This is a genomic window from Frigoribacterium sp. Leaf8, assembly GCF_001421165.1.
Taxonomy (GTDB): Bacteria; Actinomycetota; Actinomycetes; order Actinomycetales; family Microbacteriaceae; genus Frigoribacterium.
The window spans coordinates 94030-110372 of record NZ_LMKB01000007.1 but is presented as its reverse complement, the minus strand read 5'-3'; the positions used below and the strand labels follow the sequence as shown (position 1 = coordinate 110372).

Genomic DNA, 16343 nt, shown 5'->3' with positions numbered 1-16343 from the left:
GAAAGGCCCCTTCCTCGGAAGGGGCCTTTCTGCGTTTAACGCTGACCCACCCACCAACCCCGGTAAGATCGTCAGCGATGTCAGCTCCCTTCTCCACCGCCACCGGCACCGACGTGCGCGTGCGGTTCTGCCCCTCGCCCACCGGAACGCCGCATGTCGGCCTCATCCGCACCGCCCTCTTCAACTGGGCCTACGCCCGACACACGGGTGGCAAGCTCGTTTTCCGCATCGAAGACACCGATGCGGCCCGAGACAGCGAAGAGAGCTACGAGCAGATCCTCGACGGCCTGCGCTGGCTCAAGATCGATTGGGACGAGGGCGTGGACGCGGGTGGGCCTCATGGCCCCTACCGTCAGTCTCAGCGCCACGACATCTATCGCGGGGTCATCGATCAGCTGCTCGAGCGGGGGCTTCTCTACGAGAGTTTCGCCACGGGTGAGGAGATCGAGGCTCGCAACATCGCCAACGGTCGAGACCCCAAGCAGGGTTACGACAACTTCGAGCGTGAGCTGAGCGACGCACAACGTGCGGCGTTCCGAGCCGAGGGGCGTCAGCCGGCACTCCGGTTGCGAGTGCCCGACCGCGACCTCAGCTTCGACGACCTCGTCCGCGGTGCGATCACGTTCCCGGCGGGATCGTTCAGCGACTTCGTCGTCGTCCGACCGAACGGTGTGCCTCTCTACACTTTCGTGAACCCGCTGGACGATGCTCTGATGGGCATCACCCACGTCCTGCGCGGTGAGGACCTCCTCTCGTCCACTCCCCGCCAGATCGCCCTCTACGAGGCGCTGGTCGAGCTCGGCATCACCACGTTCGTCCCTCGGTTCGGCCATCTGCCCTATGTCATGGGCGACGGCAACAAGAAGCTCTCGAAGCGCGATCCCGAGTCCAACCTGTTCCATCACCGAGACCGCGGCTTCATCCCCGAGGGCCTCGTCAACTACCTGGCGCTCCTGGGGTGGTCCTTGACTCACGATCGGGACGTGTTCTCGATCGACGAGATGGTCGCGGCGTTCGACGTCGTCGACGTGAACCCGAACCCCGCGCGATTCGACGTGAAGAAGGCCGAGTCGATCAACGGCGACCACATCCGACTGCTGTCCGTCGGGGACTTCACCGAGCGACTGCTGCCCTACCTCGACGGGGTCGTCAGCGTTCCGCCGACGGAGGCCGAGCGTGCCGTGCTCGTGCAGGCGGCGCCCCTCGTCCAAGAACGCATGACCCTCCTGTCCGAGGCTCGTGGCATGCTCGGCTTCTTGTTCGTCGCCGACGAAGACCTGGTCCACGAGGACGACGCGCTGGCCTCACTGGGCGAGCGGTCCACCGAGGTGCTGCGCGCCTCCTCGGCTGCCCTCGAGGGCCTGGCTGACTGGACGCACGAGTCGATCCAGGCGGTCCTCAAGGAGGCGCTCGTCGACGGACTCGGCCTCAAGCCCCGCGTGGCCTACGGCCCGTTGCGGGTGGCGCTGTCCGGGCGTCGCGTGAGTCCGCCGTTGTTCGAGTCGATGGAGATCCTCGGCCGCGAGTCGACCCTTGCCCGACTCGCGGCTCTCGCCGACCGCTCATGATCGAGCGCTACGACGTCGCTGTCATCGGGGGCGGCCCCGCAGGGTTGAGCGCTGCGCTCAACCTCGTCCGCGCCCGCCGACGCGTCGTGCTGATCGACAGCAACCGGCCGCGGAACTCCGCCACGCTGCTCTCGCACGGGTACCTCACCCGCGACGGCATCTCGCCGCTCGAGCTCCGCAAGCTCGGACGCGACGAGTTCCTGGGGTACGAGGGGGCCGAACACCGGCAGACCCTGGCGACGAACGTCGTCCCGGTCGACGGCGGGTTCGAGATCTCGTGCGCGTTCCGTGGGCAGGAGTCGTCCGCGCTGGCAGGGATCGTCCTGGTGACGACGGGGCTGAGCGAGACCCTGCCTGAGATCGCCCAACTCCGAGCGTTCTACGGCACGTACGTCCACAGTTGCATCGAGTGCGACGGGTACGACAAGCGTGACCAGCCACTCGCCCTGATCGGTGAGCACCCCGACCTCGTCGACCGCGCCCTGTTGCTCTCGCAGTGGACCGATGACCTCATCGTCTTCACGCACGGTTCGGACGTGGTGACCTCGGAGGACGAGGCTGCGTTGGCAGCCCGGGGGATCACCGTGGACCGTCGTCGCGTCACGAGCATCGACGGCGATCGTGACGGCATGCGTGGGGTCGTGCTCGAGGACGGCACGGTCGTGCCTCGGGCCGGTGGTTTCGTCCGCCCGGAGTGGTCGGCCGCGCTCGACTACGTCTCGGCGACGGGGGCCGACCTGGACGGCGACGGACTGCTCGTCGTGGACGGCCATGGTCGCACGTCGGTTCCCGGGCTGTACGCCGCCGGCGAGAGCACCGCACCCGGTCCCCAGCAACTCATCGTTGCCGCCGGCGACGGCGCCCGCGTCGCTGCCGTGATCAACCGGGACCTCATCGGTGGCCTCGAACACCTGGCAGATGCTGTACAGTAGACGTCGGTCCAGATGATGGGCCGACAGTGATGTAGACCTGACGGTTGTCATCATTGGGGTATGGTGTAATTGGCAACACGACTGATTCTGGTTCAGTTGTTCTTGGTTCGAGTCCAGGTACCCCAGCAATTTGATTCCCCCTGGCCTTGCGGCCCGGGGGAATTGCTGTTCGTGCCTGTCTCGCCGCCTCCGGCGGCGTGTTCGGCTTCGCCGAACGCGATCGTCCCCGCTTCGCGCCTCGGGGGCGAGTCGTCGGTGCGCGGTCGGGCGCCAGCAGCTAGGCCGGTTGGGGCTCTTCTGACTCGGAGCCGAGTGGGCGCCGTGGGCCGCGTCCTCGTCGGGCGAGAACCCTGGCGATGGGGCGCTCGACGCGACGGTGGATGACGAACGACAAGGCCACCAGGAGTGGAACCGACACGGCGACCGACAGCCAGCCGTCGATCCAACCCAGGCGCGCGAAGAGCTCGGGCACGGCCGGGGCCACCAAGGGGTGGAACAGGTAGAGCGCGTACGACGCGGCACCGCCGGTGAGCACCCAGGTCGGCGTCACGCGGCGAAGGGGACCTTCGGCCAGCACCGTCGCCGCCACGACAGCCGTGACGCCCGCGAATCGGGCTGGTGCGTTGCGCCCGAAGCCCCCGTCTCCGACGGACGTGGCGAGCACGACCGCCAGGGCCACCAGGGAGACCGCGAGCACGGCCCACAACCAGCCACGGCGGGCGGGACGCGTCAGCTCGGCGATCACCATGCCGATGAGGAAGAACAGGACGATGGGGTCGAAATAGACCGCCCATGCCGGGCGTGCGGCGTCGAAGGCCCACCATAGCGCCGAGCAGGTGACGAGCACCGCTCCGACGGTGGGCAGGACTCTGAGTCTGAGGGCCAGGCACAGGGCCACGAGGGCGTAGAACGCACACTCGAAGACGAGGGTCCAGCCGACGCCGAGGACGGGTTCGATGTTGCCTTCGGCGTTGCGGGTCGGGATGAAGAAGTACGACCCGAGTGTGTTGGCCGGCTCGAGGGTGGCGTGCAGCACGGCCGAAGGGACGAGTACCAAGGTGAGCACCTTGAGGGTCGTCGCGAGCCAGTAGAGCGGGACGATGCGATCGAGTCGGCGACGCGCGAAGATGGCCCAGGCCCGCGGCGTGCCCTCGAGGCGACGGACGGTGTGCATCATGACGAACCCACTGATCGCGAAGAAGACGTCCACCCCGACCGATCCGTAGCTCCACGGGCGGAACGAGGGGTCGAGTCGTTCGTGGGCGTAGAACACGGTGTGGGTGACGACCACCAGGAGGGCTGCCACGAACCGGAGGCCCTGGATGCCCGAGAAGCGTTCGCGATCGCGGAAGGACGCCTCAGGGGACGGGGTCGGGTTCTGCATATGAAACATATTACATGCAGACGATGCGCAGCCTTGAGGTTCTGCCTCCCACGACCTCGAAGGCCCTCACCTGTGGTGAGGGCCTTCGAGTCGTCGCAGGATGGTGACTAGTCGCCGATGGTGGCTCCGAAGCGGGCCGGCAGCGTGCCACGGTGGGTGCTGCGCAGCTCGTCGATGGACACCGTGAAGACGTCCTGTACCTCGAGCGACCCCGACTCGCCGTCGGTCACGCCGATGCGGGCCACCGGGTAGCCACGGCCCTCGCAGAGGCCGCGGAAGCGGACGTCGTCCTCGCGGGGCACCGAGACGATCACGCGACCGGTCGACTCGCTGAAGAGGGCGGTCGCGACGTCGATGCCGTCCCGCTCGATGATCTCACCCAGCCAGACGCGAGCACCGACTCCGAAGCGCAGCACGGCCTCGGCCAGCGCCTGTGCCAGGCCGCCGTCGCTCAGGTCGTGGGCCGCCGCGATCAACGACTGGTCGCCACCGGCGTGCAGGAGCTGCGCGAGCTGCGCCTCGGCCGCGAGGTCGACCGCCGGCGGGCGTCCACCGAGGTGGTCGTGGACCACACCGGCCCAGGCCGATCCGTCGAGCTCGAGCGCCGTGGTGCCGAGTAGGTAGATGTTGTCGCCTTCGTCCTGCCAGCCGGACGGGATGCGCTTGGCGACGTCGTCGATCACGCCGAGGACGCCCACCACGGGAGTGGGGTGGATCGGACGCGTGCCGGTCTGGTTGTAGAACGACACGTTGCCGCCGGTGACCGGGATCTCGAGTTCGAGGCACCCGTCGGCCAGTCCCTCGACGGCCTGCGAGAACTGCCACATGACCTCGGGGTCCTCCGGGCTGCCGAAGTTCAGGCAGTCGGTCACGGCGGCGGGCACGGCACCGGTCACGGCGACGTTGCGGTACGCCTCGGCCAGCGCCAGGCGTGCCCCCTGCTTGGGATCGAGCTGGCAGTAGCGCCCGTTGGCGTCGGTCGCGATCGCGAAGCCGAGACCGGTCTCTTCGTCGACGCGGATCATGCCTCCGTCGTCGGGGAAGCTGAGCGCGGTGTTGCCCAGCACGTAGGTGTCGTACTGGTTCGTGACCCAGCTCTTGTCGGCCAGGTTGGGCGAGCCGAGCAGTTCGAGGAACTGCTCGCGCAGGACGGCGTTGCCCGTGGGGCGGGGCAGCGACGAGGCGCTGTCGGCCTGCAAGGCGTCGATCCACGTGGGGTAGGCGACGGGACGCTCGTACACCGGGCCGTCGACGGCGACCGTGCGGGGCTCGACGTTGACGATCTCTTCGCCGTGCCAGTTGATGACGAGACGTCCGGTGTCGGTGACCTCGCCGAGCACGCTCGTCTCGACGTCCCATTTCGCCACGACCGCGAGGAACGCGTCGAGCTTCTCGGGACGCACGACGGCCATCATGCGTTCTTGGCTCTCGCTCATCAGGATCTCTTCGGCGGTGAGCGACGGGTCGCGCAGCAGGACGTTGTCGAGTTCGATGAACATTCCGCCGTCGCCGTTCGAGGCGAGCTCGGACGTGGCGCAGCTGATGCCGGCTGCCCCGAGGTCTTGGATGCCCTCGACCAGTTCGTCGCGGAACAGCTCGAGGCAGCACTCGATGAGCACCTTCTCGGCGAACGGGTCGCCGACCTGGACGGCAGGACGCTTGGTGGGCCCGCCGGACGAGAACGTGTCGGAGGCGAGGATGGAGGCGCCACCGATGCCGTCACCGCCGGTGCGCGCACCGAACAGGACCACCTTGTTGCCGACGCCCCGGGCGTTGGCCAGGTGGAGGTCTTCGTGGCGCAGGACGCCCACGGCCAGTGCGTTGACCAGGGGGTTGCCCTGGTAGACGGCGTCGAAGTAGGTCTCGCCGCCGATGTTGGGCAGGCCGAGGCAGTTGGCGTAGAAGCTGATGCCACCGACGACGCCGTCGACCACGCGGGCCGTGTCCGCCGCGTCGATGTCGCCGAAGCGCAGCTGGTCCATGACCGCGACGGGGCGGGCACCCATCGAGATGATGTCGCGGACGATGCCGCCCACGCCGGTGGCCGCCCCCTGGAACGGCTCGATGTAGCTCGGGTGGTTGTGCGATTCGACCTTGAAGGTGACGGCCCAGCCGCCCCCCACGTCGACCACTCCGGCGTTCTCGCCCATGCCGACCATGAGGTTCTTCTTCATGGCGGGCGAGACCTTCTGGCCGAACTGCCGGAGGTAGATCTTGCTCGACTTGTAGGAGCAGTGCTCGCTCCACATGACCGAGTACATGGCGAGCTCACCGCTCGTGGGGCGACGCCCTAGGATCTCGCGGATCTTCGCGTACTCGTCGGCCTTCAGGCCGAGGGCGCCGTAGGGCTGCTCGCGATCGGGCGTCGCCGCGGCGTTCGCCACGGTGTCGGGCACGTGGCCCTCGGGGCGGACGTCGATCATCTCGGCGTCGTGCGGGGCGCGGTCGGTCTGGTCGGTCACTTGGCGAGGGCCCTCTCGAGAACGGACGTGAAGAAGGTCAGGCCGTCGACGCCGCTCGACATCGCGGCGGGGGTGTCGGGGCCGAAGCCCTCTTCGACGGCGTGCTCGGGGTGCGGCATGAGGCCGACGACGTTGCCGCGCGCATTGGTGACGCCGGCGATGTCGTCCATCGACCCGTTCGGATTCACACCGACGTAGCGGAAGGCGACCTGCCCCTCTCCCTCGATGCGCTTGATGGTCTCGGCGTCGGCGATGAAGCGCCCGTCCGCGTTCTTGAGGGGGATGGTGATCTCTTGCCCCTCGGTGAAGCCGTTCGTCCAGTCGGTGCGGGCGTTCTCGACGACGAGACGCTGGTCGCGGCGGATGAACTGCTGGTGCGCGTTGCGAGTGTGCGCCCCCGGGATCAGGCGGGCCTCGGCGAGCATCTGGAAGCCGTTGCAGATGCCGAGGACGGGCATGCCCGCGTTCGCGGCGTCGACCACGTCGGCCATGATCGGCGAGAAGGAGGCGATCGCGCCGGCACGCAGGTAGTCGCCGTAGCTGTAGCCGCCGGGCAGGATGATCGCCTCAACACCCTTCAGGTCGTGGTCGCCGTGCCAGAGGGCGACGGGCTCGCCGCCCGCGAGTCGGACCGCGCGCTGCGCGTCACGGTCGTCGAGGGAGCCGGGGAAGGTGACGACGCCGACGCGCATCAGAGGGCGGCGGGAGCGTCGGCGACGGTGATCGAGACGACGTCCTCGATGACCGAGTTCGAGAACATGTCGTCGGCGAGCTCGCGGACGTCCGCGAGGACGGCGTCGGTCACCTCGCCCTCGACCGTGACCTCGAAGCGCTTGCCGATGCGGACGTCGGTGAACGCCCCTTTGCCGAGACGGGAGAGGGCACCGGCGACGGCCTTGCCCTGGGGGTCGAGCAGTTCAGCCTTGGGCATGACCTCGACGACGATTGTGGGCACTGGTTTACTCCTGCAGAGGCGTCAACGGGTGGACGCGACGAGTCTACGGCAGCCGCGCGCGCCTCCTGGTGGTGCCGTCGTCGTGGACGCATCGACCGTCGCGGCGATGGTCAGCGGAATGCGGGCCACCTGTCAGCCGGATCATTGGTTCGCGCCGCAGAGTGTTCTCAGCGGACAGAGCGCGGGCCTCGTGATCGGGCCTTCTGTTCCGCGTCCGGTCCCGGGGTTCCTGATCCGCTCCGAGACCGCCGGACGCCCGGCCGAGCCCCCCGTCGGCCGGGCGTCTACCCCGTGTGGGCTGCGTCCGCGGGTCTGTCGGCGGCGGCCCGCGGGGCGGACTCCGGGTCGACGTCGGGGCGCGACCGGCCGAGCAGCCAGACGGCCAGGGGCAGGCAGATCGCGCCCGCGATCGCGTTGCGCAGGTCGAGGCCCTCGTGCATCACGTCGAACGGCGGCCCGATGGCGAGCACCGCCGCCACCCCGATCGACCACCAGGAGGCGCGGCGCCGCCCCTCGGCGAACGCTCGCGGCGGCAGCTCGAACCGGGCCGTCGCCAGCGAGACCAGGCAGGTCAGCCCGATGACGAGGGCCCAGATCGGGAGGCGCGTCCACCACCAGGTGGCGGTCGAGGGTTGGGGGAGCGGCCCGCCCACGGCCAAGAGGACCCCGAGCACGGCGATCAACAGCGGGAGGTGCCAGAGGTAGATGGTCATGCCGCGGCTGCCGACGGCGAACACGACGGCGCGGGCCGCCGACGTGGACATGAGACGCGCCAGGACGGGGTGCAGGAGCGACAGGACGCAGATCTGCGCCACCCCGAGCACCATGAGCGGCACCGTCGGCGGGTTGAGGTTGCTCAGCATGTCGTCCGACCACGGCCCGGCCGTCGTCAGCGGGACCAGCGAGGCGTACGCCACGACGGCGACGACGAGCAGCACGGCCCGAGGGGTCCGACGGAACAGCCCGTCGGCGTAGGCGAAGCCGAGCTGCTGCACGAAGAGCCACACGAAGGCGAGGTTGAGGAGCCCGACGGCCGTGACGCCGGTGCCGTACCGCACCGCGTCGACCAGGACCGCGGCGACGACCAGGACGGACAGCGTCGCCCACGGGCGGGTCGCGTGCAGGCGGGCCATCACCGGCACGAGCAGCTGCGTGATGCCGTAGGCGGCGAGGAACCAGAACGGCGAGCCCACGCCGGTCGCCACGACGTCGAGCAGTTCGGGATCGACGCCGAGCAGGGTCGCGACGGCGAGGGCGATCGCGAGGACGACGAAGACCGCGCTCGCGGGGCGGGCGAGGCGCAGGAGGCGACCGCGGACGAAGTCGCCGGCGTCGGCGCCGCGACGCCGTGCCCCGGCCCAGGCCGTGGCGCTGGCGAACCCGCCCACCACGAAGAAGAGCGGCATGATCTGCCCGGCCCACGTCGAGAGCGGGAACCAGGACTGCTCTTGCAGGGGACGGTTCGCCACGACGGCGCCCGTCGCGTCGACGGCGACAGCGACCATCATCACGTGGATCGCGACGACCAGCAGGACGCAGAAGACGCGGGCGAGATCCACCACGAGGTCGCGGCCCGGGGGGACGACGACGGACGGCGGTGTCGTGGCGGCGGTGCTCATGTCGACGACGGTAGCGACCCGGGGCCGCTCGGGTGTGGTTGTCCACAGGTGCGGCGCGTCCGAACCAGGGAACGTCCTCCGAGGTGGCCCGGATTGTTTTGATCTGATCAAAAGAGTGGTTCACTTGATGCATGACCCATCCGACCGACGACCCCCGCGAAGCACTGCGCTCCGCCGGGTTGCGCGTGACCGAGCCCCGGCTCGCCGTGTTGCGCGCCCTCGAGCCGTCGCCCCACGCGGCCGCCGAGCAGGTCTTCGCCCGGGTCGCCCTCGACCTGCCCGGCACGTCGGTGCAGGCGGTCTACGGCGTCCTCAACGCGCTGACCGGCGCGGGGCTGGTGCGTCGCATCGAACCAGCGGGCTCGGCAGCGCTCTACGAGCTGAGGACGGGCGACAACCACCACCACGTGGTCTGCGGGGTGTGCGGCTCGGTCGCCGACGTGGACTGCGTCGTCGGCCACGCCCCCTGCCTCACCCCCTCGCACGACTCGGGCTACCTCGTGCAGACCGCCGAGGTGACCTTCTGGGGCCTGTGCCCGGCCTGTCGGGCGGCCGAGTCCGAGGGCGCGGAGGGCGACGAGCCGACCCGCGCCTCCTCGTCCGACCGCGTGGACGCGGCCGTCCCGGCGGCCTGACCGGCCCGCCCCCTGATCTCACACGACGACGAACCACGAACGAAAGAGGACACATGACCGACGCCAAGAAGATCACCACCACCGACAACGGCGCCCCCGCCGCCAGCGACGAGTTCTCGCAGTCGGTCGGCGCCGACGGCCCGATCGTCTTGCACGACCACAAGCTGGTCGAGAAGCTCGCCAACTTCAACCGCGAGAAGGTGCCCGAGCGCATCGTCCACGCCAAGGGCGGCGGCGCCTTCGGGACGTTCGTCACGACGGCCGACGTCTCGCGCTACACGCGCGCCGCGCTCTTCCAGCCCGGTGTCGAGACCGAGATGCTCGCCCGCTTCTCGACCGTCGCCGGCGAACAGGGCAGCCCCGACACGTGGCGCGACCCCCGTGGCTTCGCGCTGAAGTTCTACACGAGCGAGGGCAACTACGACCTCGTGGGCAACAACACGCCCGTCTTCTTCATCCGCGACGGCATCAAGTTCCCCGACTTCATCCACTCGCAGAAGCGCCTGCCCGGCTCGCACCTGCGCGACCACGACATGCAGTGGGACTTCTGGACGCTCTCGCCCGAGTCGGCGCACCAGGTCACCTGGCTGATGGGCGACCGCGGCCTCCCCGCCTCGTGGCGCAACATGGACGGCTTCGGTTCGCACACCTACCAGTGGATCAACGCCGAGGGCGAGCGCTTCTGGGTCAAGTACCACTTCAAGACGAACCAGGGCAACAAGATCCTCACGCAGGACGACGCCGACCGCATCGCGGGAGAGGACGCCGACTTCCACATCCGCGACCTCTCCGAGGCCATCGACCGCGGCGACTTCCCCACCTGGACGCTGTCGGTGCAGGTCATGCCCTACGACGAGGCGGCCACGTACCGCTTCAACCCGTTCGACCTGACGAAGGTGTGGCCGCACGCGGACTACCCGCTCATCGAGGTCGGCACCATGACGCTGAACCGCAACCCCGAGAACTACTTCGCGCAGATCGAGCAGGCCGCGTTCGCCCCGTCGAACTTCGTCCCCGGCATCGCGACCAGCCCCGACAAGATGCTGCTCGCCCGCATCTTCAGCTACGCGGACGCCCACCGCTACCGCATCGGCGTCAACCACCAGCAGCTGCCGGTGAACACGCCCAAGACCGAGGTGCACTCGTACTCGAAGGACGGTGCCGCGCGGTACCACTTCAGCGAGGCGACGGCGCCGGTCTACGCACCGAACTCGGTCGGCGGTCCCGCCGCGGACCCGCAGGCCGCTGGTGACACCGGTGGCTGGGAGAGCGACGGCGAGCTCGTCCGCTCGTCCGTGACGTTGCACCCCGAGGACGACGACTTCGGCCAGGCCGGCACGCTCGTCCGTGAGGTGCTCGACGACGAGGAGCGCGACCGCCTGGTGCAGAACATCGTGGGCCACGTCTCGAAGGTCACCCAGCCCGCCCTGCGCGAGCGGGTCTACGAGTACTGGACCAACGTCGACCCCACCCTGGGCCTGCGCGTCCGCAAGGGCGTCGAGCCCGAGGCTCCCGGTTCGAACGAGGACCCGGCCGAGGTCGGCGTCCCGGCGTAGCCGCGAGCCGCGACAGACCGCAGGAGGCGCGGTGACCGTTCGTCGGTCACCGCGCCTCCTCGGCGTTCCGGGGCACGTGCGGCCTCGGGTGCCGTGCCGGTCAGACCATCTGGCCGTTCCAGTTCAGCTCGCCCTGGGGCCAGTCGGCGAGGGTGCGCGTGCCCTCGCGGAGCAGCCAGCCGTGGTCCTGGGTGACGAGGACGCCGGCGCCGTCGGCGCTGAACGCCGTGTAGTGCGCCGTGAGACCGTCGAGCGGCAGCCACCCGCCGCGCCGGTAGAAGCCCTGGACGTCGTCCCCGGTCTCGAGCACGCCGAAGCCGCTGCCGAGCGACGTCAGTGCCGCGTCGACCTGACGGAGCAGTTCGCCGCCGAGGCCGGTGCCCTGGACGGTCGGCGAGACGGCGACCATGCCGACCGCCGTGACGAGCAGGTCCGTGTCGCCGACGGTGACGAACTGGCGACGCAGGCCGGCGTGCGCCACCACGACGTCGCCCTGACGCGCGACGACCCGCAGCTCGGGTTGCATCCCCGCCCAGCTGCGAGCCCCGGCGTACCAGTGGTCGTAGCTCGGGAACGCCCGGGCGAGCATCGCCGCGATCGCCTCGTGGTCGTCGAGCGTGAGGTCGCCCTCAGGGGTCGTGGAGAACGTGGGGGATTCGGCTGCAGGCATGCTCACCACCGTAGCCATCGGCGTCGCCGAGGGAGCCTGCGACCGAGGGCTAAGCCGACTGCGGTCGGACGGTCACCTGGAGCTGGTTCGACCAGGGATCGTCGAACCCGAGCACACGCCCGTCGTCGCGGGTGGCGACGCCGTGGTGGCCGAGGCGCTCGCCGAGGGCGCCCAGGTCGTCGGCCGTCGGCACCTCGATGCGCACCAGGCCGAGGCCCAGCGCCAGCTGACGGCGCCCGGCGCCGGCGCTGTTCCAGGTGTTCATCGCCATGTGGTGGTGGTAGCCGCCCGCGCTGACGAACAGTGCCTGCGGCCCGAAGCGCGTCGTCGTCTCGAAGCCGAGCTGCTCGACGTAGAACCGGTGGGCCGACTCGACGTCGCCCACGCTCAGGTGGACGTGGCCGACCGTGGCGGGACGGGATGCCGAGCCGGCCAGCGCCTCCTCGGTGACGTTCTGCTGCACGAACGCGTTCGGGTCGAGGGCGAGGGTGGCCATGTCGACCTGGCCGTGGGTCCAGGACCACTCGCTGCGGCTGCGGTCCCAGTAGAGCTCGATGCCGTTGCCCTCGGGATCGGTGAAGTAGAACGCCTTGCTGACGAGGTGGTCCGCACTGCCGGTGAACGTGCCGGGGTGACGGGTCGCGACGCTGTAGACGGCGGCGGCGAGGTCGGCCTCGGTCTCGAACAGGATCGCCGTGTGGAAGAGGCCGGCGTCACGCGGCCCGGCGTGTTTCAGCTCGGGAGCGTGCTCGAGGATGACGATCGGGGTCGCCCCTCGACCGAGCACCACGCGGCACGCGGCCGGCTCGGCGGTCAGCACCGTGAGGGTGACCGCGTCGCGGTAGTACGCGGTCATCGCGTCGAGGTCGGCGACCCGCAGGGTGACGGCTCCCATGCCGGTGTCGGCGGCGAGCAGGTCGGACGAGGAGGCGCGCGTCGCGTCGGTCGCGGAGGTGTCGGTCATGGGGGCCCCAGGTCTGGTCGGGTGGTCACCGGGTCGGTGACGTGTCATCGACAGGAACCGGCCGCTCGGGCCGGGCATTCCCGACCGACGGCGCACCGCGTTCCGTGCACGTCACCGGATCTCGATGCGGTGCAGTGCACGAAACGCGGTGTGGGGCCCGGGTCGGGCCCCGGGATGCGCCCCGGTGCGTGGGCCCCGGGGCATGTGGCCCGGGTCAGCGGGCGGTCAGACGCTCGATCAGTTCGCGGTAGCGGGCGGAGGTGCGCGCGACGATGTCGTCGGGCAAGGCGGGGGCTTCGCCCGTGCCGTCCCAGTGCGCGGAGAGCCAGTCGCGGACGATCTGCTTGTCGAAGCTCTGGGTGCGGTCGCCCGAGGCGTCGACCTCGGCGTCCCAGAAGCGACTGCTGTCGCTCGTGAGGACCTCGTCGCCCAGGGTGATCTCGCCCGTGGCCCGGTCGGCGCCGAACTCGAACTTCGTGTCGGCGAGGACGACCCCCCGGGCCTCGGCCACGTCCGACGCCAGGCGGTAGATCTCGAGCGACCGGTCGCGCAGGGCCGCCGCGGTCTCGGCCCCCACGAGTTCGACGGTGCGCTCGAACGAGATGTTCTCGTCGTGCTCGCCGAGCGGAGCCTTGTACGCCGGGGTGTAGATCGGTTCGGGCAACCGGTCGCCGTTCGACAGCCCCTCGGGCAGCGGGATGCCGCAGACGGTGCCGTGCTCGCGGTACTCGGCCCAGCCGCTGCCGACCAGGTACCCGCGGACGACGCACTCGACGGGGAACATGTCGAGCGGCTTCACGAGCATGGCGCGGTCCCGGACCTGCGCGGGCAACGAGACGGAGGCGGTGGTCGGGTCGACCAGGTGGTTGGGCACGGTGGTGAGCTGGGCGAACCACCAGAGGCTGAGCTGCGTGAGCAGTGCTCCCTTGCCCGGGATGCCGGGCTCGAGCACGTGGTCGAAGGCGCTGACCCGATCGCTCGCGACGACGAGCACGTACTCGGTGTCGGCGAGGGTGGCGGCGTCGCCGACCGAGCCGGCGACCGGCGCCGGGACGTAGAGGTCGCGCACCTTGCCCGAGTACACCGGCGTCCACCCGTCGAGGTGGCGAGGGGCGGCGTCGAGGCCGGAGGCGGAGGGCGTCGTGCCGTCGGGGGCGGTCATCGGGCGACCCGCTCGGCGATGTCGTGGCGGTACTGGCCGCCCTCGAGGTCGATGCGGGAGAGGGCGTCGTAGACGCGACCCCGGGCCTCGGTGAAGTCGGCCCCCTCGGCGACGACGCTGAGCACGCGCCCTCCGGTGGCGATGAGCTGGTCGTCGAGGCGCGCCGTCGCGGCGTGCGCGACGTGGACCCCGGCGACGGCGGTCGCGTCGTCGAGACCCCGCAGCGGGCGACCGCTCACGGCGCCTTCGGGATAGCCCTCGCTCGCGAGGACCACGGTCACCGCGACGTCGGACGAGAACCGCGGCGACTCGTGGTTGCCCAGCGATCCGGTCGCCGCGGCGAGCAGCAGCCCGCTGAGCGGCGTGACCAGACGGGGCAGGACGACCTGCGTCTCGGGGTCGCCGAACCGGGCGTTGAACTCGATGACGCGCACGCCCCGCTCGGTCAGGATGAGCCCGGCGTAGAGGAGGCCGATGAACGGCGTGCCCTCGGACTCGAGCTGCCGCACCGTCGGGGTGGCGATGGCGTCGAGGACCTCGTCGACGAAGTCCTTCTCGCTGCCGAAGCGGTCGGCGAGCCAGGGCAGTGGCGAGTAGGCACCCATGCCGCCCGTGTTGGGACCGGCGTCGCCGTCGAGCAGGCGCTTGTAGTCCTGCGCGGGGCTGAGCGGCACGACCGTGTGGCCGTCGCTGAGGAAGAACAGGGAGACCTCGGGACCCTCGAGGAACTCCTCGACGAGGACGGGCCCGTGCTGCAGCCAGTAGGTGGTGTGCTCGACCGCCGCGTCGCGGTCGTCGGTGACGAGGACGCCCTTGCCGGCCGCCAGCCCGTCGGCCTTGACGACGTACGGGGAGCCGAAGTCGTCGAGCACGCCGAGGGCCTCGTCGAGGGTGCCCACGCGCGTGGCCCGCCCGGTCGGTACGCCGGCTTCGTCCATGATGCGTTTCGCGAAGGTCTTGCTGCCCTCGAGCGCCGCGGCCTTCTTGCCCGGCCCGAAGACGGGGATGCCCCGGGTGCGGAGGGCGTCGGCGACACCGGCGACGAGCGGTGCCTCGGGACCGACGACGACCAGCTCGACGTCGTTCTCGAGGGCGTACTCGGTGACGACGGCGCCGTTCGACGGGTCGAGGTGCACGATGCCGACCTGGTCGGCGATGCCCGCGTTGCCGGGGGCCGCGGTGATCTCGTGGCCCGCGTCTTCGCGCAGCAGGGCGGTGATGATGGCGTGCTCGCGAGCACCGGAACCGAGGACGAGGATTCGCACGCGCCACAGCCTACCGAGGGCGTGCTGCGATGCCGAGTCCGTCGCCCGGGCCGGGCCGGGGCGGACGGGCCGGGCCGGCGCGGGCGGGCCGGGCCGGGCCGGGGCGGATGGGCCGGAGCGGGGCGAGACGAGGAGGCGCGGGTAGCGTGGGCGCATGGCCAGGGCACGGATCGAGGACGCGGCGGGATCGGCCGCGGTGGGCGAGGTGCGGGCGGCGCTCGCCGCCGGCGAGACCGCGCCACGGCCGGTGACCGCCATGGCCGTCCGTTGGTTGCTGCAGGTGCTCGCCGACGGCGAACCCGGCGCGACGGTCGAGGTGCGCGTCCCACCGTTCGGCGCGGTGCAGTTCCGCGAAGGACTCAGTCATACGCGAGGCACGCCGCCGAACGTCGTCGAGACCGACGCCGCCACCTTCGTGCGACTCGCCACCGGCGATCTCAGCTGGCAGGAGGCGCGGGCCGGGGCCCTCGTGTCGGCCTCCGGCAGCAGGGCGGACCTGACCGGCTACGTGCCGATCGCCTGGCAGCGGGGCTGACCCGCGCCTCCTCGGCGGTGCCTCCGCCGTGGTCGCTCTTCCAGGGCCCTGCTCGACGTCGAGAGGGGCGGCGGCGGTGGTCGGCCTCCTCTGGGATGATGGGCGGGTGACGAACGCACCCGACGACCAGCAGCGACCCGAGCCCGTCGTCGAGCCCTCCGCCGATCGCGCAGCCGAGTCGATCGTCGAACGCGACGAGGTCACCGTGCGTCGGGCACCCAAGGTGCCCGTGTTCTTGATCATGGGTGCGGCGCTCGGCGTGGTCGTGTCGCTGATCGTCACCTCGCTCTTCCCGTTCGACTCGGGCGAGGGCGTCGCGCAGACCTACGGGTACATCTCGCTCTGGGGGCTCACCATCGGCGGGGCCGTCGGTTGCGTCGTGGCCATCGTCGCCGAGCAGGTGACCAGCCGTGGGGCGAAGCGGGTCCAGGTCGAACGCGAACGGCTCGAGATGCCGATCGACGACGAGGTCGACACGGCGCCCCGCCAGGTCACCGACGGCGAACACGGCCGCGACTGACCTCGCCGAGCCGAGCCGAGGCAGGCCTCGCCGAGCCGATCCGAGCCAGGCCTCACCGAGCCGCGCCAGGCCTCACCGAGCCGAGCCAGGCCTCACCGAGCCGCGCCAGGCCTCGC

General features: G+C 70.5%; 15 protein-coding genes and 1 tRNA gene. 7 read left to right on the top strand and 9 right to left on the bottom strand.

The genetic code is table 11. The annotated features are described in order from the left end of the window. The first annotated feature begins 77 nt into the window (after positions 1-77). The 3 genes from gltX (at position 78) to ASL10_RS14485 (ending at position 2626) form a co-directional block, all read left to right on the top strand. Complete coding sequence (gltX, locus tag ASL10_RS14495) at positions 78-1568, top strand: glutamate--tRNA ligase (RefSeq protein ID WP_056049532.1); 1491 nt, start codon at positions 78-80, stop codon at positions 1566-1568. Then, entirely contained in the window at positions 1565-2500 is a 936-nt protein-coding gene (locus tag ASL10_RS14490) for an NAD(P)/FAD-dependent oxidoreductase (RefSeq protein ID WP_056049530.1), read from the top strand. Before gltX ends, ASL10_RS14490 begins: the two co-directional genes overlap by 4 nt. A 54-nt stretch (positions 2501-2554) precedes the next feature. Continuing rightward, positions 2555-2626 (top strand) — tRNA-Gln (locus ASL10_RS14485). A gap of 151 nt (positions 2627-2777) precedes the next feature. On the opposite strand, the gene ASL10_RS14480 is transcribed toward ASL10_RS14485, so the two are convergent. The 5 genes from ASL10_RS14480 to ASL10_RS14460 form a co-directional block, all read right to left on the bottom strand. Further along, complete coding sequence (locus tag ASL10_RS14480) at positions 2778-3884, bottom strand: acyltransferase (RefSeq protein ID WP_056049527.1); 1107 nt, start codon at positions 3882-3884, stop codon at positions 2778-2780. Positions 3885-3991: 107 nt separating this feature from the next. Further along, positions 3992-6307 carry a phosphoribosylformylglycinamidine synthase subunit PurL gene (gene purL, locus ASL10_RS14475; protein WP_055978197.1) on the bottom strand — a complete coding sequence of 772 codons (2316 nt, stop codon included), beginning with the start codon at positions 6305-6307 and terminating at the stop codon, positions 3992-3994. A gap of 35 nt (positions 6308-6342) precedes the next feature. Continuing rightward, complete coding sequence (gene purQ / locus ASL10_RS14470) at positions 6343-7038, bottom strand: phosphoribosylformylglycinamidine synthase subunit PurQ (RefSeq protein ID WP_056049524.1); 696 nt, start codon at positions 7036-7038, stop codon at positions 6343-6345. Next, positions 7038-7301 (bottom strand): phosphoribosylformylglycinamidine synthase subunit PurS, encoded by a 264-nt coding sequence (purS, locus tag ASL10_RS14465; RefSeq protein WP_043597439.1) that lies wholly within the window; start codon positions 7299-7301, stop codon positions 7038-7040. The genes purQ and purS overlap by 1 nt, the downstream gene beginning before the upstream one ends. A 284-nt stretch (positions 7302-7585) precedes the next feature. Continuing rightward, positions 7586-8920 carry an acyltransferase gene (locus ASL10_RS14460; protein ID WP_056049521.1) on the bottom strand — a complete coding sequence of 445 codons (1335 nt, stop codon included), beginning with the start codon at positions 8918-8920 and terminating at the stop codon, positions 7586-7588. A gap of 131 nt (positions 8921-9051) precedes the next feature. On the opposite strand from ASL10_RS14460, the gene ASL10_RS14455 reads away from it, so the two are divergent. Together ASL10_RS14455 and ASL10_RS14450 are read left to right on the top strand one after the other, a co-directional pair. Further along, positions 9052-9555, top strand: coding sequence for a Fur family transcriptional regulator (locus ASL10_RS14455; RefSeq protein ID WP_056049519.1), 504 nt, complete (start codon positions 9052-9054; stop codon positions 9553-9555). Positions 9556-9608: 53 nt separating this feature from the next. Then, positions 9609-11111 carry a catalase gene (locus ASL10_RS14450; RefSeq protein WP_056049517.1) on the top strand — a complete coding sequence of 501 codons (1503 nt, stop codon included), beginning with the start codon at positions 9609-9611 and terminating at the stop codon, positions 11109-11111. A 100-nt stretch (positions 11112-11211) separates the two neighbouring features. Here ASL10_RS14450 and ASL10_RS14445 read toward each other — a convergent pair whose 3' ends face one another. The 4 genes from ASL10_RS14445 to purD all read right to left on the bottom strand — a co-directional run bounded on the left by ASL10_RS14445 (position 11212) and on the right by purD (position 15172). After that, positions 11212-11781, bottom strand: a complete 570-nt coding sequence (locus ASL10_RS14445; protein ID WP_056049576.1) for a GNAT family N-acetyltransferase — start codon at positions 11779-11781, stop codon at positions 11212-11214. Between the two features lie 49 nt (positions 11782-11830). Continuing rightward, positions 11831-12745: a VOC family protein gene (locus tag ASL10_RS14440; protein ID WP_056049514.1), complete on the bottom strand. Its 915-nt coding sequence runs from the start codon at positions 12743-12745 to the stop codon at positions 11831-11833. A 214-nt stretch (positions 12746-12959) separates the two neighbouring features. Further along, positions 12960-13907 carry a phosphoribosylaminoimidazolesuccinocarboxamide synthase gene (locus ASL10_RS14435; protein ID WP_056049511.1) on the bottom strand — a complete coding sequence of 316 codons (948 nt, stop codon included), beginning with the start codon at positions 13905-13907 and terminating at the stop codon, positions 12960-12962. Next, positions 13904-15172 (bottom strand): phosphoribosylamine--glycine ligase, encoded by a 1269-nt coding sequence (gene purD, locus ASL10_RS14430; protein WP_056049509.1) that lies wholly within the window; start codon positions 15170-15172, stop codon positions 13904-13906. Before purD ends, ASL10_RS14435 begins: the two co-directional genes overlap by 4 nt. 154 nt (positions 15173-15326) lie before the next feature. Between purD and ASL10_RS14425 the strand changes: the two genes are divergently transcribed. Together ASL10_RS14425 and ASL10_RS14420 are read left to right on the top strand one after the other, a co-directional pair. Then, a complete protein-coding gene (locus tag ASL10_RS14425) occupies positions 15327-15707 on the top strand; it encodes a sterol carrier family protein (RefSeq protein ID WP_056049505.1) in 381 nt (126 codons plus the stop codon). Between the two features lie 106 nt (positions 15708-15813). Continuing rightward, positions 15814-16227 carry a hypothetical protein gene (locus ASL10_RS14420; RefSeq protein ID WP_157485552.1) on the top strand — a complete coding sequence of 138 codons (414 nt, stop codon included), beginning with the start codon at positions 15814-15816 and terminating at the stop codon, positions 16225-16227. Positions 16228-16343: the final 116 nt, after the last annotated feature.